This is a genomic window from Nonlabens dokdonensis DSW-6, assembly GCF_000332115.1.
GTDB lineage: Bacteria > Bacteroidota > Bacteroidia > Flavobacteriales > Flavobacteriaceae > Nonlabens > Nonlabens dokdonensis.
Window position 1 is genome coordinate 787,068 of record NC_020156.1, and the last position, 26,226, is coordinate 813,293.

Below are 26,226 nucleotides of genomic sequence, written 5' to 3' on the forward strand. Positions count from 1 at the left end.
CACTAATTGCTGATTCTACCCTTCTCATCTTCTAATCTTCCATCTCTTTTTTACATCTTTCACATTATTATTTCCAAAAGTATATTCGAGGTAAGAATTAATATTACGACTGTCGCTACCACCACTACCATCGATTCCTAAATCACGAAATTGTGTCGTGCAGCGCCAAGGTATAGAATATATTATATCGCTCATAGTTATTTTTCCTGTCTAATTGCCCAAGTTTTTTGTAAGGCAAGATTAAGGGAACCTAAACTTCTAGTTTCATAGGTGCCACCCAAATAGAAGGGCTACTGTACCAACCGCTTACTTCAAACTTATAGTCCTTTGGTAAGCCAAACGTATTTTGCGCATAAAAACCGAAAGTTTCTTGAGAGGTTGAGAGGATTCCTGTATTTATTAATGATATTATTCCAGAAAGTAAGCTGGAAAAAAATTACCTCACATCTCTGGGTGCTACCGTTGGTTTTCTAATTGGTATCATAGGAGAAAAATTAATTTAAGTTATGAAAGAATTTTTTATAGAATACAAATCGCACATCATTTGGATTGTGAGCGTTATCGCTGTCGTTTTAGTTTTACGGTTCTTAACCACGCTGTTACACAAATGGCTCGTAAAGAAAGAAGCCGAAAAGTTCCCTGGAGAACCCACAAAACCTGTTGATTTAATTAAGCGTATTCTCAATACGCTATGGCTCGTAGTTGGACTTACCGCAATAAGTTTTGCCTTTGTTGACCGCGATATGGACAAGGCAATTCTGGGCAACCTAAAGCTGATTTTGTATTTAGGATTTTTATCAGTGTTTACGATTGTAGCTGCCACGAGTATTGATATGTGGTTTAAACGCAGTATCCAGCGTAAGATTGACTTACAGTATGACTATACCAGCTATAAATTTCTACGGTATGTGGCAGTTTTTGTTATTTACTTTGTCGGTATCATCTTTGGTTTACTGGCATTCCCATCTATGCGTGGGATTGCTCAAACTGCTCTTGGAGGTGCAGGAGTAATCGCTTTAATTGCTGGTGTGGCGTCACAAGAAGCGCTTGCAAATGTGGTAGGTGGCATTTTTATCATCGGCTTTAAGCCATTTAAAATAGGCGACGTTGTAAAAGTTACGGACACAATGGTAGGTACAGTAACTGATATTACACTGCGCCACACGGTCATCCGCAATTTTGAAAATAAAATGATAGTCATTCCTAATTCCATTATCAATAAGGAAAAGCTTATCAACTATGACTTGGGCGACCTAAAATGTTGTGAGCACATTGAAATGGGAATTTCTTACGATAGTGATGTTGCTATGGCAAAGAAAATTATGAGCGAAGAGTGCGAGAAACATCCCTTAATTTGGGATAATCGTTCTGACCAAGATGTCAAAGACGGCAAACCAATGGTTAAAACCGCAATGACTAAAATCAACGAGTCCACAATGACCATACGTGCGTGGGCGTGGTCAAGAAACTTTAGTGATTCTTTCCAGTTGAAATGTGATGTGAATGAGACTATTAAAGAACGTTTTGATGCCGTAGGGATTGATATGGCTTATCCATATCGTAACATAATTCTCAAAACTGAAAAAGGGCATCCTTTGGATGTGCAGATGAATGCTAAGGAAAACCAAGATTAACTTTAAAATAGACAAGGTAAAACTGCGTAATTATTACCCAATTGAGTAATAATTACGCAGTTCATTAAATCGTTAAATATTTTATTCGTCTAAAAACCAGTTGTTTACAAACTTATTCTAAATCAATCTTTTTAGTGGTGCATCTATTGCATTAAGCCATTAGTGAATAACACAAATTGTGTCCAAAACTTAGAACTATGTCAAAAAAGAATTCATTTCGAAGTCGTCTTAATATTGTATTGGGACTTATAGCGGTTTTTCTGCTAATTTTAGGAACTAACCGAATAGACAAACGTCATTTTGAAGCAGCACAAACAGCTGTCACTTCAGTATATGAAGACAGAGTACTCGCTCAAGACTATATCTATAAGTTGAGCAATCTCATTCATAAGAAACAACTCAATTTTCAGAATGGTTCCGAAACTGTGAACAACTCTATTAATAAGGAAGTACAAACTTTAATTGACCTATTTTCTGAAACCAAACTAACGATTAATGAATCTAAGACATTCAAGGATTTAAAGAGCGATTTTGAAAGTTTGAAATCAAAAGAAAACAGCTATTACAAGAGTATGAAAAACATTGAGTTTACGGATAGCACTGCACCAGCAGCACCAACGGCCCTTTATAATGAACTTGCTACACTTCAATCAGACTTAGATAATCTGGCACTTATTCAGGTCGGCGAAAGTAAATCTGTTTTGAGTACTGCACAGAAATCTCTCGATATGAGTAATCTAATGTCCAGTATGGAAGTCTATTCTTTGCTGGTAATCGGGATTATCATTTTAGTGGCTACTTTTTACAGAGTTGGAAAATCAAGGGTATCAGAATAAATTAGTCTTAATAATATAATTATGAAAACAAACACCCAATTTGTGCAAATGGCACATAGTCCTTCAATGCAAGCTTTTGTAGAAAAAAAACTATCAAAGCTGTACAATAAATACAGCTGGATTATCAAAACCGATGTAGCGTTTAAACAAGAAAATAATGACAGCAAAAAGGGTAAAATCTGTACGATGGAAGTAAGTGTGCCTGGTCCCAAAATTTTTGCGTCTGCAAACGAGCATAACTATGAACTTGCGGTCTCAACAGCAATAGATAGCTTAAACATACAGCTGGAAAAACGTAAATCTGTAATGGTTGAATATTAAAATTATACACTTTAACAACTTCTAAATCTTTATATGACAAAAAGCATATTATCACCCTTTCAAAAATTTATTAAAATAGAATCCCTAAGTGGGATTCTGCTTTTAGGTGCTACCATCATCGCTCTTATCTGGGCAAACTCGCCCTACGCGGGTAATTATGAAGCCATCTGGAATTATGAGTTGGGAATAACCACTCAAAGCTTTGAATTTACAAAACCACTTATTCTCTGGATAAATGATGGTTTGATGGCCGTTTTCTTTTTTCTTATAGGACTTGAGATAAAAAGAGAAGTTTTAATAGGAGAACTAAATACAGCTAAAAAATTAGCATTCCCTTTGTTTGGGGCACTGGGCGGAATGATTATTCCCATTGCACTATTTTTCATCATCAATCAAAATCCAGAAACACAAGTCGGTTGGGGCATCTCTATGGCGACAGATATTGCATTTTCGCTTGCCGTATTAAATGCGTTGGGTAAGCGCATTCCGTTGAGCTTAAAAATTTTCCTTACCGCCTTTGCCATTGTTGATGATTTAGGAGCTGTTATGGTTATTGCTCTATTTTATAGTGGCGCTATTAATATGGTTTTACTTGCAATTGCTTTCGGTATTTTAGGATTATTGTATGTGCTTGCAGCTCGTCAATATTTTTCAAAATTTGTACTCTTAGTAGCAGGAATAATTGTGTGGTTCTTATTTCTCAAAGCAGGAATTCACCCTACTATTGCAGGAATATTGCTGGCGTTCTCGGTTCCAGTAAGACAAAAAATGGTCACAGATGATTTTATAAAATCGTTGGGAACTATATACAGCGACTTTAAAAATGCCCGCATCCTTAAAAAACCCATATTATCACGGCAACAACTTGCGCAACTTAATAATCTGGATGAAACCACAGACCAGTTTCGCTCGCCATTGCAAAGTTTAGAGCACGACCTGCACGGTTGGGTAGCCTATTGCATCATACCCATATTTGCGCTGGCAAATGCAGGAATTTCCATAAATGGATTAGAATCATTAGATATGTCACTTGCAGTTACTATTGCTGTTGCTTTAGTTCTGGGAAAAGGAATTGGCGTGAGCGGTATCGTTCTATTAGCTCAAAAGTTAAAATGGATAACAATCCCAAATGACATAAGAAAAAAACAAATTATTGGCGTTTCCTTTCTTGCTGGTATAGGCTTTACAATGGCGATATTCATTGGGAATTTAGCCTTTTCATCATCTGTTTATTTGAACTCTGCAAAAATGGGAATCCTCATTGGGTCATTTATTGCAGCGATTATTGGTTACGTTATTTTACGTCAGACACCTAAAATTCACTAATTTGTAAACGCAAAAAGTTGTAAATAGTAATGAATTTTGAACAAAAAAATAATACAGAAGCAGCCTTAAAAGAGCGTATTAAAGAGCTTACCTGCCTTTATGAGGTGTCTTCAATAATCTCTAATGTAGCGGTGGAACAAATGCAACAGAGCCTTGACGCCATTGCTTATAGTCTTAAAAAGGGATTTCAATTTCCTGAACAGACTGAGATTCATATTGAGACATCTATATGTTCAGCCAGAACTGGCGCTATTGACCAATCAATCAATTTAACTGCACAGATTCAAGTATTTAATAAACCTGAAGGAACAATAATCGCCTCGTTAAAAGATGATAAAAGCTCTTTTTTAAAAGAAGAAAAGCAGTTACTCGATAATGTTGCTTTGAAAATAGGTAACCTCATAGAGCGTATTGAAATACAGCAAAACGAGACCTCGCTTAAAAGGCAAATGGAGCGTGCAGACCGTTTAGGGATTTTGGGCGAGATAACCGCTGGTATTGCTCACGAGCTCAACACACCGCTGGCAAATATTTTAGGGTTTGCAGAGTTGTTACAAGACGAATTTTCACATAATAAAAGCGCTACAGAAGATTTAGATAAAATTATCAAGAACGCAATATTTTCGCGTGAAGTGGTTAAAAAACTATTGTTCTTTTCGTGCGAAATGCCGCAGGAAATGCAAGAGGTAAACTTAGTATCAAGTATTAAAAACTCATTGTCTTTACTGGACGCATCCTTTAAAAAAGCAAACGTAAAATATCTTGTAAAAATTCAAGATGAAGAGCTTCTGATTAAGGCAGATAAGATTCAGCTTACTCAAATTATATTCAACCTTATTATTAATGCTATTTATTTTACGCCAGCTAATGGTTTAGTAACTATAGCAGCAACAGCGTCTAAAAAACATATCATTCTTAAAGTTACAGACGAAGGCACAGGCTTATCTGAAGATGCAATTGAAAAGGTATTTCAGCCTTTTTTTACAACTAAACCTACAGGCGATGGCACAGGTTTAGGGCTAAGTGTGGTACACGGTATTGTGACAAGTCATAAAGGAACCATTACAGTAGAAAATAACAAAAACAAAGGCGCTACTTTTACGGTAAGCCTTCCTAAATCATAAAGTTTTAATGCAGCTAAAAAAAGAAAATATATTAATAGTAGATGATGACATCAATATCCTTGAGTTATTGCAGCGTCACTTACAATCGTGGAGTTACCATACGTATAAAGCGGTTTCCGTAAAAGAGGCTGTTCAGATTTTGAGGGATACAAAAATCGACCTTCTCATTACCGATTTAAAAATGCCAGAAGTTGATGGGTCAGAACTCATAAAATTCGTCTCAGAACACTATCCTGCGCTGCCCAAACTGGTCGTAACGGGCTATCCATCCATACAAGATTCTCTCGCTGCTATTAAATCTGGTGTTGCAGATTACCTTACTAAGCCTTTTACAAAGGACGAGCTTAAGACTGCGATTGATAAATCTTTAGGAAAGAAGCAAGTTTCAAATACTAACGCTTTCGCGAAAGCGGAAACAACAAAAGACAACGCCTACGGAGAAATCATAGGAGCATCAGAAAAGATTAACGATGTCATCCAAATCATAGAACGTGTCAAAGATAACAAAGCCACCATTTTTATAAAAGGGGAAAGCGGTACAGGAAAAGAACTCGTTGCTCGTGCCATACATTATCAAGGAAAATTCTCAAGAGCGCCATTTATAGCCGTAAACTGTGGCGGAATCCCAGAAAACTTATTGGAAGCTGAACTTTTTGGATACACAAAAGGTGCGTTTACAGGAGCCGATAAAAACCGTGAAGGATTCTTTCAGGCAGCCAACGGTGGTACAATCTTTCTCGATGAAATAGGAAATGCCTCAAAAGCAGTACAAACACGATTATTACGTGTACTTCAAGAAAAAGAAGTAGTAAAAGTTGGAGCTCAAAAAGCAGATAAAATTGATGTTCGTATTGTTGCAGCCACTAACAGCGACCTCAAGGAAATGATTAAAAAAGACACCTTTAGGGAAGACCTCTATTACCGTCTTACCGTTGTTGAAATTAACGTAGCACCATTACGGGAGCGCAAAGAAGATATACCGCTACTCACAGATAAATTCCTGTTTAAATATGGCGTTGAATATAAAGACCGTTTTGTGCGCGTCTCGCCAGAGGCAGCAGAGATTTTACAACGTTATGACTGGCCAGGTAATATACGTGAGTTAGAAAACGTGGTGCAACGCGCCGTCATAATGTGCGACCGCACTATAGAAGTAGAACATTTACCGGACAGCCTGAAATTTAATATCGATTTTCCAGAAGATGCTTTACTACCATTAAAGGAAATTGAAAAAAAGTACATCCTGAAAGTCCTCAACGCAACTAATAACAACAAGACTAAAGCTGCTGAAATTTTAGGGATTACACGCAAGACTTTGAGGAGTAAGATGGAGGATTGAAACTATTTCTTTTTCAACTTTGCCACAGCACTTATTTTTGTCAGGTATTTTATATTTTTTGAGTCTGTGCTGTCGTCCAAAATATTCTCTATTTTTTGAGTTACATTCCTAACGGAGGCATCTTGATTAATCAATTTAGTTCCTGATTTTGTGACTGAAAATAATGTGCCTAACCCAGGTAATCCAGTGAATAGTCCTACCGCATCCAATAACAGATTTGTACCTAAATCGATAACACCAGTACTTTTCTTTTTTCTATTCACTTTGGCGGCAACTTTTTTGTTATAAAATTCTATCTTTTTTAAGCGCTCTTTTTCATCTAAATGAGCTAATGATTCTATAAGCGCTTTGCTATTTGGAAAGACAACATCTTGTGACAAATGAGATTCCAGTTCTGTAATTGATATAAAATCATTGACTTCAATCAAGTCAATGGGATTTATGATTGGCACACCTGTCTGAGCTCTTTTATCATTTTCAACAAAACTTTTGAGATTCTGAGGTGTTGCATTTTTATAAAAATTGAGCATTGTTCCCATAGTGCTCGCATAAAATTCATCACTGTAATCTTTACCTCTAAACGGGAAGTATGTAGCATTAAGCGAGTGAGCCAAATGTATTGACGGAGAGTTGACGGTATATTCAAATTCTAAGTCCTTCCCATATGTTGCACTGGCTCCTTTTTCTATTATTTTATTTACTCCATAAACAGAAGCACTAACTAAACCTTTTTCATTCAGTGCCTCAAATGAATTTCTAAGTGCTTTTATAGGCCAGACTATTGTGTTGAACAAAGTATTTGGGTCTTTGCCCAATTTTTCTGCAATGGCAGTAGTAAATTTTCTAACGTCCTTTAAATCGGCTACATCTTTAAAAATGTAGTTGTTGTATTTCTCTACTAAATCAATCTGTTGCATACAAGCCAGAGCTCGTCTTGTGATAACTGCGTTTGGGTCAATAGCATAAACATCTCTTATAAAACCACCGTCATATCTAAATTCTGGTTGTGTGAGTACTAACATAATACGCTTTCTTTCAACAAGTCCCAAAAACTCCTTTCGTTCAATTTTACTTTCTTTTAACCACGCAGCAATATTTTTTTCAAACGGTGGTGTTAGGTATATTACTTCATATAAAAAGAGATGGTTTCTCAAATCAATATTTGGGAAAATACTATAATCTACATAGCAAGAATAACTATTGTCGTCGTAAAAGTATAAGTCTTTCTTTTTAAAATTACCCTCAAATATTTTATCAACCTTGTCATACCACAATGCCTCATCGCGCCTGTAGAATTCTGAGGCTTTTCTATGCGCTAAATTTGAGGCGTAGATAAAATTTACGGGATTGTAAGTATTCACACGCTCAATATCTGGTTTTTTTTCGTGCTTTTCAACAATTATGTTGAAGTCAATGTTTGTCTTAAGATTCTTTAGGAACTTCTCTAAACGTTCCTTTTCAAACTTATTGATATAAATAAGTTTCTCTGTATTTCCTTCTTTGATTGAGTAGTCTGCAATATGAATATTTACAACACCAGCCGAATCATTCAGTTTGTGAAAATTAATTTTTGGAAACTTAGAGTGCAACAGGTTGAACAATGAAATTTTTGACATTGGTATCCCTTCAAAATCTTTAGAAATATCCTTATCTGCAATAGGTTCTATTATTTCTAAATAGTCATTGGGTCTATTGTTAATAAGCTCAACCACAGCTGATATAAGCCTTATCTCAAAGTTGAATTTTTTCCTAAACTCTTCAAATTCATTTGGGAAATCTTCGCTGTAAATTGCAAACTCATTTTCGGTCAAGCGATAAATGATAGTTCTAATCTCTGGATATTCTGCTCTTAAGTATAAATCGGTTCTGCGTGTTGGACCAGCGTTTGCCATAGGTTTTAAAAAATGATGATAGAATCAATATAGTTTAAATTCTTGCAAACTAAAATTATTGATACATCAGGTATAAAATAATACTGGTTTAATACTACCCATCTGAGTAATAACTAACCATATCACTTTCTTCATTCCGCTTTCGCGAAAGCGTACAAACCCATATACAACAAGGGTTTTACAGTACATAACATTTTTCGGCACACCTGCTGGCATATAGATTGCCTATAGTATATCAAACAAAATAATCGCATTATGAAACCAAACACATTTAATATTTGCCCTACGTGCATCTTTAGAAACACCTGTGTATTGACTACTCAAAAAAACCAAGTTTGGTCTTGTAGTGAATACCAAGAAGGAAAAGCTGAAAAGCAGGTCAAACCCATAAAAACAAAATTAAAAAAAGCCCAACCAGAAATGGCAATGGCATAAACTATAAATCGAAAAAAAAAGAAAGCTATGATTTTTAACGCATTATTTACCGCACTTACTGTCGGGCGTATGTCTGAAGCAAAAGTAACTTTTGAACCTGGAAAACCAAGTCCTTTCAGCTACAGAAACCGAAGTAGGCTACGTCACGGAAATTTAAAACCAAAACTATATTAAAATGAAAAAATATTTAATCGCAAGCATCTTGACATTAGGAATGTTAACCGCTCAAGCACAAGAAAATGACCTTGCAAATTATGAAATTAAAGTAGGAGACACTTTAGAACTCAACGAGCCTAAGTCAGGCAAGTATAAATATGTAAAATTCCCTAAGCTCAATTTTATAAAGAAGCGAGGCGGCATAGGAAGCCCATCAGATTTAGACGGCGAATATGTGGTTGTGACGAAGGTAAGAACTACTAAAAAGGACATTACCAAGATTAAGGTAAAAAGAGCCAATGGCAGAAAGTTTTTTAACGCATACCCAAGTATGACTGTCCATTTTGAAGATGCATTAGGCGCTGGAGAAGTAAACATCAAGTAACTACTTAAAATCAAGACAATGAGTATAAACGCAAAGAACGCATTAACTCAAAAGAAGTTAAGCGATAAACAAAGAAGACACGAGTATATCATAAGAAAGTATAACGAAAGAAGCGTAACCAACCGCCTCTTCAAATAAATATAACAATATGGCCACAATGACCGCAATACCAAAACAGAAAACAAAGAAAGTCGCCCTTAAGGGAATGATGGACAATGTGATGGAGCAGTTTAACAGCGCTTCAGACCAGATAGAACTACACCCAAACATCAGGAAGATTCTATCTATTACAAATAATGAAATCGTCGTAAACTTCCCTGTAAAGATGGATAATGGCGAGGTTGAGATTTTTACGGGCTACCGCGTACAGCACAATAATGCATTAGGACCTTACAAAGGTGGACTGCGCTATCACCCTACGGTAGATATAGATGCTGCAAGAGCACTCGCAATGTGGATGACGTGGAAGACCTCTCTTGCAGGATTGCCTTACGGTGGCGGTAAAGGCGGTATTAAACTCGACCCATCTAAGTACTCACAAGGCGAGCTGGAACGCATCACGCGTAGGTTCACATTTGCACTGGCAGACAATATTGGTCCAGAACACGATATCCCTGCACCAGATGTAAACACAAGTAGCCAGACAATGGCTTGGATAGCAGACACCTATATGAGTACTCGCCCGCCAGCAGAGCGTACGGCAAACCAGCACGTGGTTACTGGAAAACCAGATGGTAGCGGTGGTCTGGAAGGTCGCGACCGTGCTACAGGTTATGGCGTGTATTTGAACATTAAATTTTGGGCAGATAAGAACAACGAATCACTTAAAGGTAAAAAGTTTATCGTTCAGGGATTTGGTAACGTGGGCTACTGGGCATCCTATTTTTTAGAAAAAGATGGCGCAAAACTCGTTGCCGTACAAGATGCATCGGGCAGCATACATAATAGCGATGGGCTATCTGTAAAAGATATATTTAATTACACACAGATTAATGATGGAAAAGTAAAAGGTTTTCCAGAGGCGTTTGAACTGGATGATGAAGAATTCTTCTCAACAGACTGCGATATTTGCATACCAGCGGCATTGGGCAACCAGATAACTAAGGAAAATGCCTCACAAATCAAGGCACGACTTATTGCCGAAGGTGCAAATGGTCCTACAAATGTAGAAGGCGAGCACGCACTTTTAGAGCGTGGCGTGACCATAATTCCAGACATCCTTTGCAACTCTGGTGGCGTGATAGCGAGTTACTTTGAGTGGTTGCAGAACCGTAATGGAGAGATTTGGCAACTGGATGAAGTAATGGCAAAGCTGGATAAGAAGATGAAAGAATCTTTTGATAAGGTATTCGCTTTCGCGAAAGCGGAATCATTAGACCTTAGAACCGCAGCCTTTTGTATTGCAATTAAGCGTATAGAAAAGGCTTATATACAACGTGGAATTTTCCCTTAAAAATGGGATTTAAAATCTAAAGAAATGAAATACGGAAGTTTAATAATAGAGAAAAAAGAGTATGTGTTTTTAAAACGCATACTCAACATCTCAGGCTATGCAGAAGATTTTGAGACTCAAAAGTCACTGCAAAAGCTGAGTGATGAACTTAAGAACGCTCAAATAATTGATGAGTGGGATATGCCCGGTGACGTCATACGCTTTAATAGTAAAGTGACGGTAGCATCAGATAATGGCTGGGAAAAGAGTCTTCAGGTTGTAGCACCAAATGACAAAGACCTTAAGGAAAATAAAATTTCTATTCTAACACCTATGGGTTCTGCTTTGTTCGGCTATTCCGAAGCAGATGTTATAGAATGGAAATTCCCTTCAGGGATGAAGCACCTAACGGTTAAAGAGGTGAAACAAGATGAATTGGAAAATAAAATTGAAGTAGCTATTTAAAAACAGAAAAATATGGAAACGTCAAATATAGAAATATACGCTCACGATAGTGATGTAGAAGTGGCACACAAGATAAACACTATGGAACTACATAACTGGATAAATCATCTAACCTATGTAAACAGGGAACTCAAGAATTTGATTACTTTTTTTAATTCACAACCAACGGAAATACGACTGGAAAGAGAAAAAGTATCTCAGCGTTTTGAAATGATTCTTGTGGACAATGATGTCATCCTTAGCCAGCTACTAAGCTTTAAGAATACGCGCACATCTATTATAGAGTGCCAGGATATGCAATGCGATATGTCCTTTATTCAAGAGCACGAGAAATGCCGAAGAATGTATCAATTTCACATAGAAAAGTACAGAAAACTGAAAGATGCCTTTTTTGCCGAGCTTCAAAATAACATCAACAAGCAAGCACTATCAGCATAAAATTATAAATGAACTATGGCAAAAATCAAAACATTAAAGTCTGAAGCTCAAGACTATTTTGATACCAGTATGAGTAATATGTCCACCAGCGACCGTGTAAAAGCTTCGCGAGAAGGTAAAAGGCTTATTCTGGCCATCAATGAGTTTTTTAAGGAAACTAATGAAGCATCATTAATGGATTTGATGAAAGAAATCACAGTTAAGAAAAAGAAGATTGAAGTCCGTCTTAAAGGAAGGCGATAATAATAACCCAACAAATGGGAGGAAATATCCCGTGTTGAAACAATAAATCAGTTTTTGAATACAGCCTTACACCATAAAATTGATGACTATCGCAGGTTATTCATAAAGAAGGACTTGATTGAGCTTAGTAGCTGGATCACTACTGTAGAATATATAAATGAAGAATTACAGCACTTAAAAATCATCGAATCACAATTAATTAAAAACAGTGTATTTTCTAATACCCTAATAGGTTTCAGAAGAAAAAATACTTTGGTAATGGGATTACTCTGTAAGTACGAACAAGCATTAAAGAAAGAATTAGAGTTTGGAAAACAAGAATATAATGTAACGAGAGCCAAAGAGCACGAGAAATACAGGAGTCACTATAATGAACTTAATAATGAATTCAGGCAACTTAAAAATGTAGCATATACCAACCTCTCCAAATATAAGCGGAGATAAAAATTTAAGATTATGAAAAAAATTCTGATACCTATTGACACAAGCCAACATAGTCTTGAAGCCATAGATTATGCTATAAAGTTTTTTAAAAGAGAAGATTGCGAATTTTTCTTTTTGAACACCTACTCATACGGTGTGAATGGTCTCGACGCTTTGAGTTTACTTCAGGCAGATGATGATTGGTTTGATGAGCCAAAATTAAAGTCTGAAAAGATTTTAGGTCGTTTGATTAAAAAATACTCTTCAATCAACAAAAGCAAGAAACATCAATTTAATGAAATTTCTGAATGTTCAGATTTAATTGATGGGATTAAGAAAACCGTTAAGACTTTAGATATTGATATAGTTTTGTTCTTAGGGAAAAGTAAAGAAGATAACTCATTAAAAAAGTATAGTAAAAATACGGAGCGTATCATCGAAAGCATACGAGAATGTCCGGTAATGGTTATACCACATACAGCAAATATACGTAAGAATCAAGAGTTTATTTTGGCATCCAGTTTCGAAAAAGCAATTTCAATAAAAGAACTTGAAAGCTGGAGTAAACTTCTTCGATTAGTAAAAGGTAAGGGAAGATTAGTTGTTTTTAATCAGGCCAGTGATTTAACTTCAACCCAAAAGTCAAATCTTGCTCACACGATTAATAGAATTTATAATTTAAATGATATCGTAGTACCAGTTCAATATTTGAACACTAAGAAGGATATAAAGCAATTTGCTCAATCACATCCTGATTGTATTTTATCAATTGTAGATAGAAAACCAAACATCTGGAGAAGGCTCGGATTTGAAAATTCTGAAATTGTCAATCTTGGCCCTTTACAATGTACACCTTTAATTGCGCTGCACGCTTAGAAACAACAACATTTGATAATAGCAGATATTTTAAGGTGGCAGGACTAATCTTCTTAGCAAATCATTGCTCTGCTAAGTTGGTTGGTTTTTGCGCCTTTTCCAAGCTCGTGAATATCTCATAAATCATCAAACTCTCATTTGAGCTGATTTTGAGATAATTAGATTTATATCTTCTTTCAAAAAGTTTGAACTCTGTCCCGTTGAGTTCACAATCACTCACAACTGCGTTGTGGATTAAAACATAAAAACCTTGACAAGCTCGCTTGATCAAGGTTTATTGTTTTAAGACACCAGACTTGCAAAGGCTGGCAGTTGTATTTGCAGCATGGACTTTACTCAGGATCAATGAAGTTAATCCTGTCGTAGTCACAATCACTCACAACTGCGTTGTGGATTAGGACATAAAAACCTTGACAAGCTCGCTTGATCAAGGTTTGTTGTTTTATGACAACAGACTTGCAAAGGCTGGCAGTTGTATTTGCAGCATGGACTTTACTCAGGATCAATGAAATTAATCCTGTCGTAGTCACAATCAACCAAGAAACCATGTTTTAAAAAAACATGGTTTTGTTTTTCTTGCTGGCGATGAAAGTTATTTCAACTTTCAAAAACGAGTGGGAAAATAAAATTAGCATCGATTTCCAAGCGATGTATGGTTTCTTATTTGCACAATATGCTTCGTTTAAAATCATGGAAATTAATCCTGCTGTAGCCACAATTACATTTAAAGCTCTTGTAATTAGATATTTAAAAATTTTATTTTATAAATCATTTTATTAGTAAAAGGATATTTAATCTATTTAGCATAAGCACCTTTTAACCCATTTATAAAGTTGTTAGCGCCAGCTTGGTCTACGTGATAATGATAACCTCTAGTTGTATCACTATGCCCACGTAGTTCGTCAAGACCTATTGCTTTGTTTCCACTAGCATCAGTACATTCGTAAATGCCTATGCCATCTAGCGCATATCCTATTAGGGCAGCGTGGCCATCTTCTTGTTCAATTTTTGTGCTTAAACCTGTAGTGGTGTGATAATGGTATCCCTGATGCACATTAATATGCCCGCCTGCGTCATCAAAAGGTGCCAAAGTGTAAGCACTTAAAATATTGTCAACTGGTGCTGGTGCAGAAAACTCAACACCATTTAAAGCGATACCTCTTGTAGACGGCATTCCGCCGCGGTCTCCACGAGGTGGTGGTCCTCCACCTTCTGGTCTTTCTCCTCGCGGTGGTCGGGCTCCATTTTGTTCAGGTCTGCCAGCTTGATTACCACCAGGTGGTCCTTGAAACATGGTAGCATTTTTTTGAAGTACAGGAGTAACTGGAATCATATAAGTTTGCGACACTTCTGTAATGAAAGATGGTAAACATTCTACACAATAATTTTTATATTCTTCACCTACGTAAGGATTGGCTGCATTAATACAATCTTCTTCGGTCTTGGTCACATAAATATTTCCTTCTTCATCATACATCTGCCAAGTTTCATCATCGTAAAATGTAGCCATATTTTTTACAAATGCACCATCCACATCATAGACTTTACCACCTTCTAACCATATTCCTCCTGCGCTGGCATCGTCGGTGATTGATTCTGGACACCAAGGTCCCATCTGATGATCGGTAGGAACACTATTGGTAACAATCTCGTAGCACTTTGTTTTAGTACCATCAGAGAGTGTACAATCAACTACGGTGATTTTTGTATTGGGATTGGCTTTTTTAAAATATGAAACTTCTACGGCAATCACATTTTCTAAAAGTTTGTCAGATGTGTAATTCCTACTATTAGAAGTTTTACAAGATGTTACTATGACTAGTACACCAATCAAAATAAGATTCTTCATGATTAATTTATTATTAACTGTTATGTTATTTAAGCCGTAACTCGCTTTCTTCTTATTAAATAGATTGCGATTATTATTGCTATTAAACCTGCAAATCCACCAACGAGCCAAGGCAATCTTGAAGGTGCTCCATTCGGATAGAAAACGGTCTGATAATCATTGCGACTGCTTATAATTGCTCTATCATGTAAACTATTTATAGTATAAGAGAAAATAGATTGGTGTTCTCCGTTTTCTTTAAATGCAGGAATTGCCACCTCAATAATTTTGATATTATCCTTAATTGGGTCTAATACAAATTTTAAATCTGTTTGATGGCCTCCTAATCTAATTCCTCCTTCGCTTAATTCTAGTTTTCTATTATCTATACGTAAATCAAAATGCTCTTTGATGTAATTAACGATCAGCTCTTTAAAAGCCTTGGAATCCATATTTGTCATAAAATCTTTTCCATAAGTATTTATTAACGCTTGATTAATCCCATCCTGACTCAATGAAATTTCCAATACGCACGCATTCTTATCAGAAACCAGCGTATAACGAGCTGACAGTGGATTGTGAGCACATGCAACAACTGAAAACAAGAAAACTATAATTACTGATAAGGCACGTTTCATAACTACTGGAATTGAAATGAATTTGCCGCAGCTACACCTTTTAAGCATGCTGGAACATTAGGTGCTGACAGTGTGCTGGCAACATAGTGATAGGTTCCATTTGGATATTCTGTTGTTGACGCAGTTCTACCGCCACATTCATCTAGATCTGCCGGCTCTGTTTCATAAGCATACATAGGAAAACCATCTTTAGCAAAACCTACAAGTTCTACATCATTAGTTTGTGCAATGTTGGTACAAGAAATTTCAGTGATACCATTTGCAGCTAAAACTTGATTTGCAACCTGCGGCACAAGATGCCAGTGATAGTAACCGGCTGGATCGTGATGTCCACCACAAGGATCAACAGATGGAAAATTGATTTGGGTACTGGTACCACCACCAGGGCCGCCTGGACCACCCATGGAAGGGCCATTTATTGCAGATGGTGGATCACCATTGTAAGGCACTCCATCTAAAGAAAGTCCTACTAATTCAACCTCAGTAATCACATTGTTGCTCGTGGCTAACTTTGGATAAGCAGGAATGGTAAACACTAACTGCAAACTATCATCTGCAGGCGCTTCAAGACAATACGATAAATTAGGATCTGTGGCTCCATTAAAAAAGTCAACATTTACCGTACCATCATTATTCACCATATCATAACCATCTGCCTCGATATCATTTAAAAGTGCCGCTGCAAAAACGCGCAATCCAGGATTAGTAGCTCCATCATAAAATCCCATTCCAGCTACGTCATTAATTGTCGTAGGACAAAATGGACCGCTCGCCACAGGATTACTGGAAAAAGTGATTCTAAAACATTCTGCAGAAGTCCCATCTTCTAATGTGGCGGTGACGGTTTCAAAGGATGCTAATGAGGCACTATTAAACATAGATTCTTTAATAATCGTATCGGTTAAAGTAGTACTATCGCCAGAAGTATCGTCACTGGAACAGGCCGTAATTACGAGGCCAAAACAGGTTGCTAAGGTGATGATTTTATTAATTTTCATATCAATAATTTTTATATTAGTTAGTTTTATTCCGCTTTCGCGAAAGCGTGATTTTCAAAACAAAATCTTTTTAAGACTGATCTCTAGATGTATTATTACATTAAGCTGCTTGCTTAGATTTAAAACGAGCTACTAAAAGCCCAATAAATAACAAACCGAAAATCCCAGCAATCAAAGGCCATGAAAATAGTGACGCCTGACTTTCCTGATTTTGTACGAGTTTATTACCTGTGAGTAACAAATTAGCGTGATAACCATTATCCTTTGATAGGACAAACTTGTTTTCATCCACGCCATCTTTTAGTACAACCAAGAAGCTTTTACTGTTATAAATATCTTCAAAAGCCGTATTAGTAACTTCAATAAAGTTCAGATCCTCCGGTAATTCTTGAACTTCAAAAATCACCTTAGTTTCATGACCTAAATGAACAGCACCGTTAGTAAAGTTGAGCTGAGCACCGTTTACTTTGAGATTCATCTTATTTTTAATGTGCTCAATAACCATTTCCCGAAATTCTTCTGGAGTTTTATAAGGCGTATCTGCATAATGAATGTTGATCTCCTGTTGAAATGCCGTAAGTGAAGCACTGATTTGCAATACCCAAACGTTATTTTCCTTTTGCGCCAGTACGGTAGATGATACTTCTGGCTGATGTGCAAATCCTAGGGTTGAAATAAACCCTAGAATAAGTGTGATTAGATAAGTTTTCATAATAATTACTTTTAGTTGGCATAGGCTCCTTGAAGCCCATTAATAAAATTATTGTTTCCGGCAGCGTCTACATGGTAATGATAACCTCTGGTATCATCAGTGTGTCCTCTCAATGCATCGAGGTCAGTTGCTGTAGTTCCATCTACATTTGTCATTGCATATATTCCATGTCCATCTAGTGCATAACCTATTAATGGTGCGTGTCCATCGCTTTGGGCAATTTCAGTACTGAAACCGGTTGCTGCATGATAATGATATCCTTGATTCACATTGATATGTCCACCAGCATCGTCAAATGGAGCTAGAGTATAAGCACCTAAAATATTATCTACTGGCGCTGGCGCTGAAAATTCTATTCCGTTAAGTGCGATACCACGAGTGGATGGAGCGCTGTTTCCTCCTGGAGGTCCTCCAGGTCCAGTGGCAAATAGAGTAGCTGTTTGTTGTAATACTGGTGTAATAGGAATAGTCCAGGTTTGCTCCAGACCTGTGATATAAGACGGAAGACATTCTACACAAAAATTTTCATATTGAGCACCTACATTAGGATTTGCAGCATTAATACAATCCTGCTCGTTATCGGTTACAAAAATATCGCCGTTTGCATCATACATCAACCAAGTAGGATCATTATAAAATGTGGCCATGTTTTGTACAAAAGCGCCATCTACATCATATACCTGACCGCTTTCCAGCCATATTCCACCACCATCTGCACCATCTGCAATGTTATCTGGACACCATGGGCCTACTTGATGATCTGTAGGGATACTACCAGTTGTAATTTGAAAACAATCTGTTAACGTTCCATCTGACAGTGTACAAGGAACCGTTGTTACAGTGACACCTGTAAAATTGGATTGTTCTACGTTGATAACTAAGGTATCATCTCCTGATGTATCGTCATCAAGTTGATCATCATCGCCGCTGCAAGAGGTAAAGCCGGTAACCGCAATCGCTAAACTTAAAAAGCTTGTTTTAATGATTGAATTTTTCATAATGGTATTTTTATCTGTTAGTTAAATAGTATTATCCTCTACCGCCGCCACGTTGCCCGCCGCGCTGGTTATTACGTTGTGGTTGTGGAGCGTTTTCTAATTCTTCCTTGCTTATAAATCCATCATCGTTGGTATCGATGGTATCAAAGTCCTGAGCTAGTGGTCCTTTTACTTCATCTTTAGAAAGTTTGCCATCTTTGTTGGCATCCATTTCTGAGAGTATTTGACTTGCTGTAGGTCTTTCTTGACCATGTTGTCCTTGCTGTGTGTTTGAGCTGGAGCTTTGAGAGCTACCACATGCTGCAAGAGACATCATTGCGATAGAATACATGGTTAGTTTTAAGATGTTTAAGGTTTTCATAAGATTTAATTTTTAATTTAATTTAATTCAAGACTTAGTTTTGAGGCTAGTGTCTCCGTTTTATTTTTAATCTTGTTTGCTATATTCATCTGTATTTTTGTTTGTAACAAAAGATCAATTACAGCATTCTGATATTCTTTACTATTCAATAGTGATGCATAGTCAGATTCTTTTACATACGATTTGATGCGCTTGTATTTTGAATTTTCTGGCAACATATCTACTAATGAGAGGTGTTTTTCTAAGTTAGGTTTAAGCTTACCTTCTACAATACTTCTCAGTTTTACTTCTTGTTCCATAAACTCCTTGATTTGAGCAGGATATTGAGCAATTAATATTTTCAAAGAATCGTTTTCTACAAATTGAAACTTATCTGTTGCATTAATGGAACTTAAAGCTTCATCTCTTAAATTAGAATTTCTAAATTTCATTTGAACAATTGTTTCTCGTGCTTCGTTGTCTAATTGGTCTTGTTGCAGTCCTATGTAGGCTAAAGTCTTTTCTAAATTTGCCGATGTACTTTCATAAGTAGTTGAAGCAGTATTTAAAACAATCAAATTTGTTTCAAGCTCTTCATACAGACTCTCGTATATCTTAACTTGGACTATTTTACTTTTTCTTAATTCGTTTAGGTTATTAATTTTCCAAGCGATGAGAATCCCAGCTACAATGAGAACAATTTCTCCCACGGCATACAATAGGTAGTTCTTGAACTTACCGTCGAGTATCATCCTTCTTCGAAATTTTCCTAGAAACTTCATCGCTTTGGTAGTATTAGTTAGTTTTTAAAATGACTTCTCAAAAGAGCTTATTTATTTCAAGCCCTTCTGAAAAGTTAAACTCATAAATGGAACGGCTAATTCAAATTAAGAGTAAATGTATATTCTTGTTGAAAGCAACTTTTAAATTATCAATGAGTACGTGTTTTCTTTAAGTGAAAAGAGGCTTTTACTCAGTAAAATAAATGGGCTTCTATTTAAGAATTAATAAGGTTTTTAATGATCATGTTTGGGCAAATTTCCATTTGATGGTCGTCCACTTCTGGAAACAGCGTCTTGCCCAGGTGGCGGCCCATGTCGTTCTTCTTCAAATTCACCCATTAAGCAGCGAGGCACATAGGGATAAGTATCTGTAACTATATAGGCATACGTGCTATTGATCTCAGTTCCGTTGCAAGCATCTAGAACACCTAGACCTTCTACATATTCCCAGTCTGAGACAAATGTGCCGTCAGGTTTACTATCTTCCATTTTTACATCTATATGGTTTCCTGGTCTATCATAAGCACAGTCTTCTCCTTCACGAGCGGCACTGTATAATCTAAAGCTTGGCGAGTATGCGGCGCTTTTTGAATAATACATGGCAAATCCATCTTTAGCAAAACCTATATGAACTAAATCGTCTCCTTTATCAAACTTTGAAATCATTGATGTAGGCGTGCCGTGATAATGGTAAGCTCCTGTAGGTTGTACGTGCGCATTGTTATGATCCAGTCCCATCGCAATCAAATCTTGTTTTGCCTCCACACGGTAATTTTCTCCACTCTCACAAAAAACCATCTCGGCAGTCTCTGGCTCAAACTTTACACCATTTAACGCTACTCCAGGTTCTCTGACCCATTTTGCTTCTCCTATATATTTGGGCACGATAGGAAATGTATAAGTTCTATCTTGAGCGGTAATTGTATTGGGATTACCTTCATTAGGAAAAGTTCCTGTGTCGTGATTAGGCAAAGCATTTGTTACCATCTTACGTGAGTTATTCGTTACCCTAACCACCGTTTTAGTGCCGTATTGTGCATCTTCCAGCGTATAAGATTTAAAATAATCTACGTCATTGTGTGTGTGACTTTCACCTCCATGGGAATGCATGGTGTTATCGTGACTGTGCATTTCATTGCTTTGTCCACTTTTGCAACTAACAGTAAGAACCAGCAAGCCTACTGCTATTAGTACATGTATATTTTTATATCGTTTCATATTATTTCCTGAGTTTAAAAGATTGTTGATTTTTAAAGAAACCTCGCAATTTCTTGCGAGGTATTCTCAAACCAACTAACCAATCATAAAAATCTTTTCTTTCTCTTATGACTCGCAAATACATGAATAGTAAAATCACGATAACCGCTTTTCAGCGAATGGGTATTTACTTTCAGTGAACGCAATCTTTTGTTCAACAGTTCAAAACAATGAGTAGTTCAAATCAGGCTATTTTCCACATCGACTACGATTAAATTCACGTTATTTGTGGTATGAAAAGAACATATCGCTTACTGATTCAGGTCATTTTATGGCTCCTTATTTGGGGAATTATCTGGATAGGTAGTAGAGGAGATGCAGCATTTCTAGAGAGAAACGCACTCACTTATATCTTACAAATACTTTTACTTATAGGTCTTATTTATTATGCAGTACCCAAATTGTTATTTGAGAAAAAGTACAGGGTTTTCTTTTTGATCACCATTCCGGTTTTGTTTATCTCGGCCTATTTTGCCTCGCAAGTAGGACCACCGCCACCCATGGATAGACCGATAGACCTTCCTGATGGAGGACCGCCACGAGGTTTGCTTGCCCGGTATCCTATACATCTTTTGATTCTCACAATTTCAAGCACCTTAGCGGTTATTTTGGAGACCTTTTTATATGCACAAGAGAAGGAGAAAGGTATCGCTTTCGCGAAAGCGGAATTAATAGAAAGTGAATTGAAAATGCTCAAAATGCAGATCAATCCGCATTTTTTATTTAATGCACTTAATAATATTTATGCACTTTCAGTAACTAATTCTGAGAAAACACAAGAAAGCATCAGCACACTTTCTGAGATGTTGCGCTATGTGATTTATGACTGCGAGCAACCTAAGGTACCACTTCAAAAAGAGATCAATTATATAGAAAATTATATCTCACTTTTTAAATTGAAAAGTAGCAAGGGCTATGATATCGCTTTCGCGAAAGCGGTACAAAACGAAGCATCACGAGTAGCACCTATGCTGTTTATTCCCTATATTGAAAATGCATTTAAACATAGTGGAATCGAGAAAGGCGCTGACAGCTTTGTTCATATATCCTTGACTCAAGACGAAGAACATATTATTTTTAAAGTAGAAAATAGTAAGCCTAAAAGCCTTGTAATTGCTGATGCGCAAGGAGGAATTGGGCTACCCAATGTGCAAAAAAGGCTTGAGATATTATATCCTCATAAGCACAAACTTATTGTGGAAAATAAGGATACTTTTACCGTGCATCTTTCTCTAAATTTGTAGTACTATGACAAACTGTATCATTGTAGATGACGAAGAACTTGCAAGAGCTTTACTTGAGACGTATGTTAAGAAAGTTGGTTCTCTAGAATTAAAAGCTTCCTTTGAAAATCCGCTGGAGGCGCTGGCTTATTTAAAGCAACATAAAGTAGATTTAGTATTCCTAGATATACAAATGCCCGATTTAAAAGGTACGGACTTAGCAGAATTACTTCAAAAAACAAACACTCAAGTTATTTTTACCACCGCTTATTCTGAATATGCACTACAGGGTTTTGAATTGAGCGCACTAGACTATTTATTAAAACCCATCACGTTTAAACGCTTTTTAACCGCAGTAGAAAAACTGCCAGCACAAACTGATGTGACAAACGGTAAACTGACGTTGAAATCTGGATATGATTTACACAAGATATCTTATGATGAGATCATTTATATAGAAAGTGATAGTGAGTATGTCAATTATCATCTTGTAGGAGGCAAAAAAGTAATGGTCTATCAGTCTCTAGCCAAATTAATGGAATCTTTACCAAATACATTTATGCGAGTTCACCGTTCTTATATAATTCATAAAGAAAAAGTTACTGGTTTAAAAGGAAGAGACTTGGTGCTTACTGATAAAACAATACCAGTTAGTGATAGTTATTTTGAGATGGTGAAGAGAGAATTGTTTGATGGCTGAAACCTTATAAACTAATCTGATTTTTGAAGACATTGATACTTACTACTTGAAAGTGAGGGGTTTAAATTTATATCCTACTTCAAAAAGTTTGAACTCTGTCCCATTGAGGTCACAATCACTCAAGAAACCATGTTTTTTTGAAACATGGTTTTGTTTTTCTTCAAAAGTTAAAAGTCAATATTTTGAAACCTTAGTTTAAATATTCAAAAGAAAATGCTAATGAGGTAGTTTGTTTTTTAAGAGTCCATATACAAAGGTTCCTACCAAAGCGCCTAATAATACCAATAATATCGTAGGGAAACCAGCTCCTACTAATGCATACATAGGACCAGGACATGCACCAGATAACGCCCAACCTAGTCCAAAAATAATTCCGCCAGCTAAGTAACGAGTAATTCCTCTTTCCTTGGGCTGCAGTTGCATATTATTATTATCAATGGTTTTGATATTTTTAATTTTTACAATCTGAATACCCAAAACTCCTAATATCAATGCAGACCCTATTATTCCGTACATGTGAAAACTGCCAAATTCAAACATTTCATAAATTCTAAACCAAGAGGCAGCCTCAGACTTGAACATGACTATCCCAAAAAAGATTCCGATTAATAAATAAATAATATATCTCATTAGTTAAAAAATTAAAGGAAATAAAAAATGAACCATTACTAAACCACCTATGAAAAATCCTATGACAGCAATAAGAGATGGCAATTGTAAATTACTTAAACCAGAAATAGCATGACCTGATGTACAGCCGCCAGCATATCGTGCTCCAAAACCTACTAGAAATCCTCCGATAACAAGAATCGCAATACTTGACGGATTCCTTAAACTATCTATGGAAAATATTTCATTAGGAAGATAAGCCTCTCCAGCGCTGGTTATTTGATATTCATCAGCTAGTTTTTGTGCTACATCGGGATGAATTTTTACTGTGTTATCACTCATGAAGTTAGAAGCAATAAATCCACCTATAATTGCTCCTAGAACTACAATTAAGTTCCATCTTTCGGCTTTCCAGTCAAACTTAAAAAAGCCAGCTGCTTTTCCAGCTCCAAATGCAGAACATGTTGTTCTAAGTGGAGATGACATTCCAAACTTCTTACCTACTATCAACAGTAGGAACATAGTTAATGCTATTAATGGCCCAGCAACATACCAAGGCCAAGGATCATAAATCCAATTCATATAATTAAAGTATTAAGTAATTAATGGTATCTTATTTTTAAACGTAAGTTTAATCTTGAAACTGCTTCACAGCGTCGCTAAGATCATATACAACTGCATCTTTCAAGACTTCCTGCACGATACTGCTACCTGCCGCACTACGATAACCTCCGGCACAGTGTACCACGATAGGTTTTTCTGATGGGATATTTGATGCCGTGTCGCGTAACTCATTTAATGGATGCTCAAGAGCATTCTCAAACATCTTCCCTTCATTGATTTCACTCTGATTGCGAATATCGATAATCGTATAGGCATCTAAGTTGTCCTTAAAATGCTCTAAGTCTAATTGAGGTGTTTGTGATAAGTTTTCGGTTGATAAGGTAATCACCTCTTTCAACTGCTTTTCATATCCTATTTTAGAAATACGGTGCAATAATTTGTCTTTATTTTCTGCTTTATCAATCACTAGTTTAAAATCTTCTTCTGGCTTTATAATTGCTCCTAACCAAGTTTCAAATTTTGATGTGTCAGATACTGCTTGAATATTGATGCTACCTTCTAAGTGTTCCTTTTTAAAAGAAGCTTCATCTCTCATGTCTACGATCAATCCAGTTGCCTTAGTTTGCTCAGAAAAAGCAATGGACTTTAAAGAAGGCTCCAAATCATTTGCCCCAGCTTTATTTATAGCAACGTTATAACTAAAATAAGATGGGATAAATGGCTGCCCATCTAACAAAGTATTCATAAACGCCTCTTTGGGTTGGGTTTGAAATGCCCAACTGTTCCTACGCTCATCTCCTAACGTGCTGCTAGCTGCATCGCTTAAACTTTTACCACATAGCGACCCAGCTCCATGAGCAGGATAAATGATAGCGTGATCTGGTAAATCGTTAAATTGATTTGTTACGGTCTCGTACATCATCTCGGCAAGTTCTTCACGTTTTGCTTTTAGATTCCCTGCTTTTTCCCTCAAATCTGGTCTTCCTACGTCTCCTATAAAAATAGTATCTCCTGTAAAAAGCGCGATTTCATTGTCTTGACTAGCAACTATTGTGATACTGTCTGGTGAATGTCCTGGAGTATTCAATGCTTTCAAAGTAGCGTTCCCAAGCTTTATCTCATTACCACTGTCAAAAGATTTATGTGGATAATCTGCCCCAGTTTTAACGCTATTGTAAATAGTTGCACCTGTTTTTTTGTGCATTTCGAGATGAGAGCTTACAAAATCTGCATGAGGATGTGTTTCTATTATAACTGTAATTGTTGCATTGTTTGCTTTCGCGAAAGCGTAATAAATACTAGCATCTCTTTCTGGATCAATCACTGCCATTTTACCTTCACTGATTACCGCATAGGAATAATGTGACAGTGGTTTGTATTCAAATTGTTTTATGATCATAATTGTATAATTTTTAAGTGTATTACTGTTTTGTAATTTCTTTATAAATAATATAAACTCCCATTAATAGAACAAACCATCCAAATCCTTTTTTAAGTTTCTTCCCGTCAATAAAGTTATTGAGCCAGATACCGATAAAAATGCCTACAACTGATATGGCTGTAAATGACAGAAGGAAAATCCAGTCGATTTCTAGATTTTGAACATCACCTAAAAAACCGATAAGTGATTTAATAGCTATGATAAAAAGAGATGTTGCCACCGCTTTTTTCATAGGTAGTTTTGCTAACAAAACCAACGCTGGTATAATGAGAAAACCACCACCTGCTCCTACGATACCTGTAATCGTTCCTACTACTAGACCTTCTACGATGATCAATGGATAGTTATAATCAATAACCGTGTCTACTGTACTTTCTTCTCTTTTATTACGTATCATAGAAACTGAAGCTAATAACATAATCATCGCAAAGAATAACATTATGGCTAGATTCTTTGTTACTATAAAACCATTAATTACAAACAGCTCTTCTGGTATTGCAGGAATTAAATAGGCTCTTGTGAGGTACACAGCAACAAATGCTGGTATAGCAAAAATGATCGCAGTTTTGAAATCGACCATACCTTTGCTTATATTTTTAACTGCTCCTACTAAAGAGGTTGTTCCTACTACAAATAAAGAATATGCGGTTGCTATTACAGGATTAAGAGAAAGCGCGTACACTAGAATGGGAACAGTAAGTATAGAACCACCACCACCTATTAGCCCTAAAACAAGACCTATAAAAAGAGCACCTATATAGCCTAGAATTTCAATTACCTCCATGGTTTGTTTTTAACATTGAGGCAAATT

Annotated in this window: 32 protein-coding genes; 17 read left to right on the forward strand and 15 right to left on the reverse strand. The window is 36.4% G+C overall.

Translation table 11 applies throughout. The annotated features are described in order from the left end of the window. Nucleotides 1–24: 24 nt before the first annotated feature. Complete coding sequence (locus DDD_RS17920; protein ID WP_015361367.1) at nucleotides 25–195, reverse strand: hypothetical protein; 171 nt, start codon at nucleotides 193–195, stop codon at nucleotides 25–27. A 548-nt stretch (nucleotides 196–743) separates the two neighbouring features. Between DDD_RS17920 and DDD_RS03520 the strand changes: the two genes are divergently transcribed. The 6 genes from DDD_RS03520 to DDD_RS03545 all read left to right on the forward strand — a co-directional run bounded on the left by DDD_RS03520 (nucleotide 744) and on the right by DDD_RS03545 (nucleotide 6,580). Beyond that, the gene (locus DDD_RS03520; protein ID WP_322785946.1) at nucleotides 744–1,634 is read left to right on the forward strand and encodes a mechanosensitive ion channel family protein; all 891 of its coding nucleotides are present in this window, start codon (nucleotides 744–746) and stop codon (nucleotides 1,632–1,634) included. Between the two features lie 197 nt (nucleotides 1,635–1,831). After that, a complete protein-coding gene (locus tag DDD_RS03525; protein ID WP_015361369.1) occupies nucleotides 1,832–2,470 on the forward strand; it encodes a 50S ribosomal protein L11 methyltransferase in 639 nt (212 codons plus the stop codon). A gap of 21 nt (nucleotides 2,471–2,491) precedes the next feature. Next, entirely contained in the window at nucleotides 2,492–2,791 is a 300-nt protein-coding gene (locus DDD_RS03530) for an HPF/RaiA family ribosome-associated protein (protein WP_015361370.1), read from the forward strand. Nucleotides 2,792–2,824: 33 nt separating this feature from the next. Further along, nucleotides 2,825–4,117 carry a Na+/H+ antiporter NhaA gene (gene nhaA, locus DDD_RS03535; RefSeq protein ID WP_015361371.1) on the forward strand — a complete coding sequence of 431 codons (1,293 nt, stop codon included), beginning with the start codon at nucleotides 2,825–2,827 and terminating at the stop codon, nucleotides 4,115–4,117. A 29-nt stretch (nucleotides 4,118–4,146) separates the two neighbouring features. Then, the gene (locus DDD_RS03540; protein WP_015361372.1) at nucleotides 4,147–5,241 is read left to right on the forward strand and encodes a sensor histidine kinase; all 1,095 of its coding nucleotides are present in this window, start codon (nucleotides 4,147–4,149) and stop codon (nucleotides 5,239–5,241) included. A gap of 7 nt (nucleotides 5,242–5,248) precedes the next feature. Continuing rightward, a complete protein-coding gene (locus DDD_RS03545; RefSeq protein ID WP_015361373.1) occupies nucleotides 5,249–6,580 on the forward strand; it encodes a sigma-54-dependent transcriptional regulator in 1,332 nt (443 codons plus the stop codon). A 2-nt stretch (nucleotides 6,581–6,582) separates the two neighbouring features. Here the strand turns inward: DDD_RS03545 and DDD_RS03550 are convergent, their stop codons facing one another. Continuing rightward, nucleotides 6,583–8,472: a hypothetical protein gene (locus tag DDD_RS03550; protein WP_015361374.1), complete on the reverse strand. Its 1,890-nt coding sequence runs from the start codon at nucleotides 8,470–8,472 to the stop codon at nucleotides 6,583–6,585. 255 nt (nucleotides 8,473–8,727) lie between these two features. Between DDD_RS03550 and DDD_RS17820 the strand changes: the two genes are divergently transcribed. The 8 genes from DDD_RS17820 to DDD_RS03585 all read left to right on the forward strand — a co-directional run bounded on the left by DDD_RS17820 (nucleotide 8,728) and on the right by DDD_RS03585 (nucleotide 13,325). Continuing rightward, a complete protein-coding gene (locus DDD_RS17820) occupies nucleotides 8,728–8,907 on the forward strand; it encodes a hypothetical protein (protein WP_146250763.1) in 180 nt (59 codons plus the stop codon). Nucleotides 8,908–9,082: 175 nt separating this feature from the next. Continuing rightward, complete coding sequence (locus DDD_RS03555) at nucleotides 9,083–9,448, forward strand: hypothetical protein (RefSeq protein ID WP_015361377.1); 366 nt, start codon at nucleotides 9,083–9,085, stop codon at nucleotides 9,446–9,448. 148 nt (nucleotides 9,449–9,596) lie between these two features. Then, complete coding sequence (locus tag DDD_RS03560; RefSeq protein ID WP_015361378.1) at nucleotides 9,597–10,901, forward strand: Glu/Leu/Phe/Val family dehydrogenase; 1,305 nt, start codon at nucleotides 9,597–9,599, stop codon at nucleotides 10,899–10,901. 24 nt (nucleotides 10,902–10,925) lie between these two features. Beyond that, nucleotides 10,926–11,345 (forward strand): GreA/GreB family elongation factor, encoded by a 420-nt coding sequence (locus DDD_RS03565; RefSeq protein WP_015361379.1) that lies wholly within the window; start codon nucleotides 10,926–10,928, stop codon nucleotides 11,343–11,345. 12 nt (nucleotides 11,346–11,357) lie between these two features. Further along, nucleotides 11,358–11,783, forward strand: coding sequence for a hypothetical protein (locus tag DDD_RS03570; protein ID WP_015361380.1), 426 nt, complete (start codon nucleotides 11,358–11,360; stop codon nucleotides 11,781–11,783). 15 nt (nucleotides 11,784–11,798) lie between these two features. After that, nucleotides 11,799–12,026, forward strand: coding sequence for a hypothetical protein (locus DDD_RS03575; RefSeq protein WP_015361381.1), 228 nt, complete (start codon nucleotides 11,799–11,801; stop codon nucleotides 12,024–12,026). Between the two features lie 54 nt (nucleotides 12,027–12,080). Then, nucleotides 12,081–12,470, forward strand: coding sequence for a hypothetical protein (locus DDD_RS03580; protein ID WP_015361382.1), 390 nt, complete (start codon nucleotides 12,081–12,083; stop codon nucleotides 12,468–12,470). A gap of 12 nt (nucleotides 12,471–12,482) precedes the next feature. Beyond that, entirely contained in the window at nucleotides 12,483–13,325 is an 843-nt protein-coding gene (locus tag DDD_RS03585; protein WP_015361383.1) for a universal stress protein, read from the forward strand. A gap of 332 nt (nucleotides 13,326–13,657) precedes the next feature. Here DDD_RS03585 and DDD_RS18225 read toward each other — a convergent pair whose 3' ends face one another. Beyond that, the gene (locus DDD_RS18225; RefSeq protein ID WP_236613393.1) at nucleotides 13,658–13,873 is read right to left on the reverse strand and encodes a hypothetical protein; all 216 of its coding nucleotides are present in this window, start codon (nucleotides 13,871–13,873) and stop codon (nucleotides 13,658–13,660) included. Nucleotides 13,874–13,886: 13 nt separating this feature from the next. Between DDD_RS18225 and DDD_RS03595 the strand changes: the two genes are divergently transcribed. Continuing rightward, complete coding sequence (locus tag DDD_RS03595; RefSeq protein ID WP_041566905.1) at nucleotides 13,887–14,105, forward strand: hypothetical protein; 219 nt, start codon at nucleotides 13,887–13,889, stop codon at nucleotides 14,103–14,105. Between the two features lie 16 nt (nucleotides 14,106–14,121). Here DDD_RS03595 and DDD_RS03600 read toward each other — a convergent pair whose 3' ends face one another. The 8 genes from DDD_RS03600 to DDD_RS03635 form a co-directional block, all read right to left on the reverse strand. Then, a complete protein-coding gene (locus DDD_RS03600) occupies nucleotides 14,122–15,174 on the reverse strand; it encodes a YHYH protein (protein ID WP_041566906.1) in 1,053 nt (350 codons plus the stop codon). A 29-nt stretch (nucleotides 15,175–15,203) separates the two neighbouring features. Then, nucleotides 15,204–15,791, reverse strand: coding sequence for a DUF6702 family protein (locus DDD_RS03605; protein ID WP_015361387.1), 588 nt, complete (start codon nucleotides 15,789–15,791; stop codon nucleotides 15,204–15,206). Nucleotides 15,792–15,793: 2 nt separating this feature from the next. Beyond that, nucleotides 15,794–16,789: a YHYH protein gene (locus DDD_RS03610; RefSeq protein WP_015361389.1), complete on the reverse strand. Its 996-nt coding sequence runs from the start codon at nucleotides 16,787–16,789 to the stop codon at nucleotides 15,794–15,796. A 100-nt stretch (nucleotides 16,790–16,889) separates the two neighbouring features. After that, a complete protein-coding gene (locus DDD_RS03615; RefSeq protein WP_015361390.1) occupies nucleotides 16,890–17,501 on the reverse strand; it encodes a DUF6702 family protein in 612 nt (203 codons plus the stop codon). An 11-nt stretch (nucleotides 17,502–17,512) separates the two neighbouring features. Next, complete coding sequence (locus DDD_RS03620; RefSeq protein ID WP_015361391.1) at nucleotides 17,513–18,499, reverse strand: YHYH protein; 987 nt, start codon at nucleotides 18,497–18,499, stop codon at nucleotides 17,513–17,515. 31 nt (nucleotides 18,500–18,530) lie between these two features. Then, entirely contained in the window at nucleotides 18,531–18,860 is a 330-nt protein-coding gene (locus tag DDD_RS03625; protein ID WP_015361392.1) for an EF-hand domain-containing protein, read from the reverse strand. 17 nt (nucleotides 18,861–18,877) lie between these two features. After that, nucleotides 18,878–19,591 (reverse strand): hypothetical protein, encoded by a 714-nt coding sequence (locus DDD_RS03630; protein WP_015361393.1) that lies wholly within the window; start codon nucleotides 19,589–19,591, stop codon nucleotides 18,878–18,880. 264 nt (nucleotides 19,592–19,855) lie between these two features. After that, entirely contained in the window at nucleotides 19,856–20,839 is a 984-nt protein-coding gene (locus DDD_RS03635; RefSeq protein WP_111474631.1) for a YHYH protein, read from the reverse strand. Nucleotides 20,840–21,111: 272 nt separating this feature from the next. Between DDD_RS03635 and DDD_RS03640 the strand changes: the two genes are divergently transcribed. Together DDD_RS03640 and DDD_RS03645 are read left to right on the forward strand one after the other, a co-directional pair. Beyond that, complete coding sequence (locus DDD_RS03640) at nucleotides 21,112–22,122, forward strand: sensor histidine kinase (protein WP_015361396.1); 1,011 nt, start codon at nucleotides 21,112–21,114, stop codon at nucleotides 22,120–22,122. 4 nt (nucleotides 22,123–22,126) lie between these two features. Next, nucleotides 22,127–22,801 (forward strand): LytR/AlgR family response regulator transcription factor, encoded by a 675-nt coding sequence (locus tag DDD_RS03645; protein WP_015361397.1) that lies wholly within the window; start codon nucleotides 22,127–22,129, stop codon nucleotides 22,799–22,801. Between the two features lie 216 nt (nucleotides 22,802–23,017). Here the strand turns inward: DDD_RS03645 and DDD_RS03650 are convergent, their stop codons facing one another. Genes DDD_RS03650 through DDD_RS03665 form a run of 4 tightly spaced genes read right to left on the reverse strand, consistent with a single transcriptional unit; the run spans nucleotide 23,018 to nucleotide 26,199 of the window. Further along, nucleotides 23,018–23,431, reverse strand: coding sequence for a DUF6691 family protein (locus DDD_RS03650; RefSeq protein WP_041566907.1), 414 nt, complete (start codon nucleotides 23,429–23,431; stop codon nucleotides 23,018–23,020). A gap of 3 nt (nucleotides 23,432–23,434) precedes the next feature. Then, nucleotides 23,435–23,992, reverse strand: a complete 558-nt coding sequence (locus DDD_RS03655) for a YeeE/YedE family protein (protein ID WP_041566908.1) — start codon at nucleotides 23,990–23,992, stop codon at nucleotides 23,435–23,437. Nucleotides 23,993–24,041: 49 nt separating this feature from the next. Continuing rightward, a complete protein-coding gene (locus DDD_RS03660) occupies nucleotides 24,042–25,373 on the reverse strand; it encodes an MBL fold metallo-hydrolase (RefSeq protein WP_015361400.1) in 1,332 nt (443 codons plus the stop codon). Between the two features lie 22 nt (nucleotides 25,374–25,395). After that, the gene (locus tag DDD_RS03665; protein WP_015361401.1) at nucleotides 25,396–26,199 is read right to left on the reverse strand and encodes a sulfite exporter TauE/SafE family protein; all 804 of its coding nucleotides are present in this window, start codon (nucleotides 26,197–26,199) and stop codon (nucleotides 25,396–25,398) included. Nucleotides 26,200–26,226: the final 27 nt, after the last annotated feature.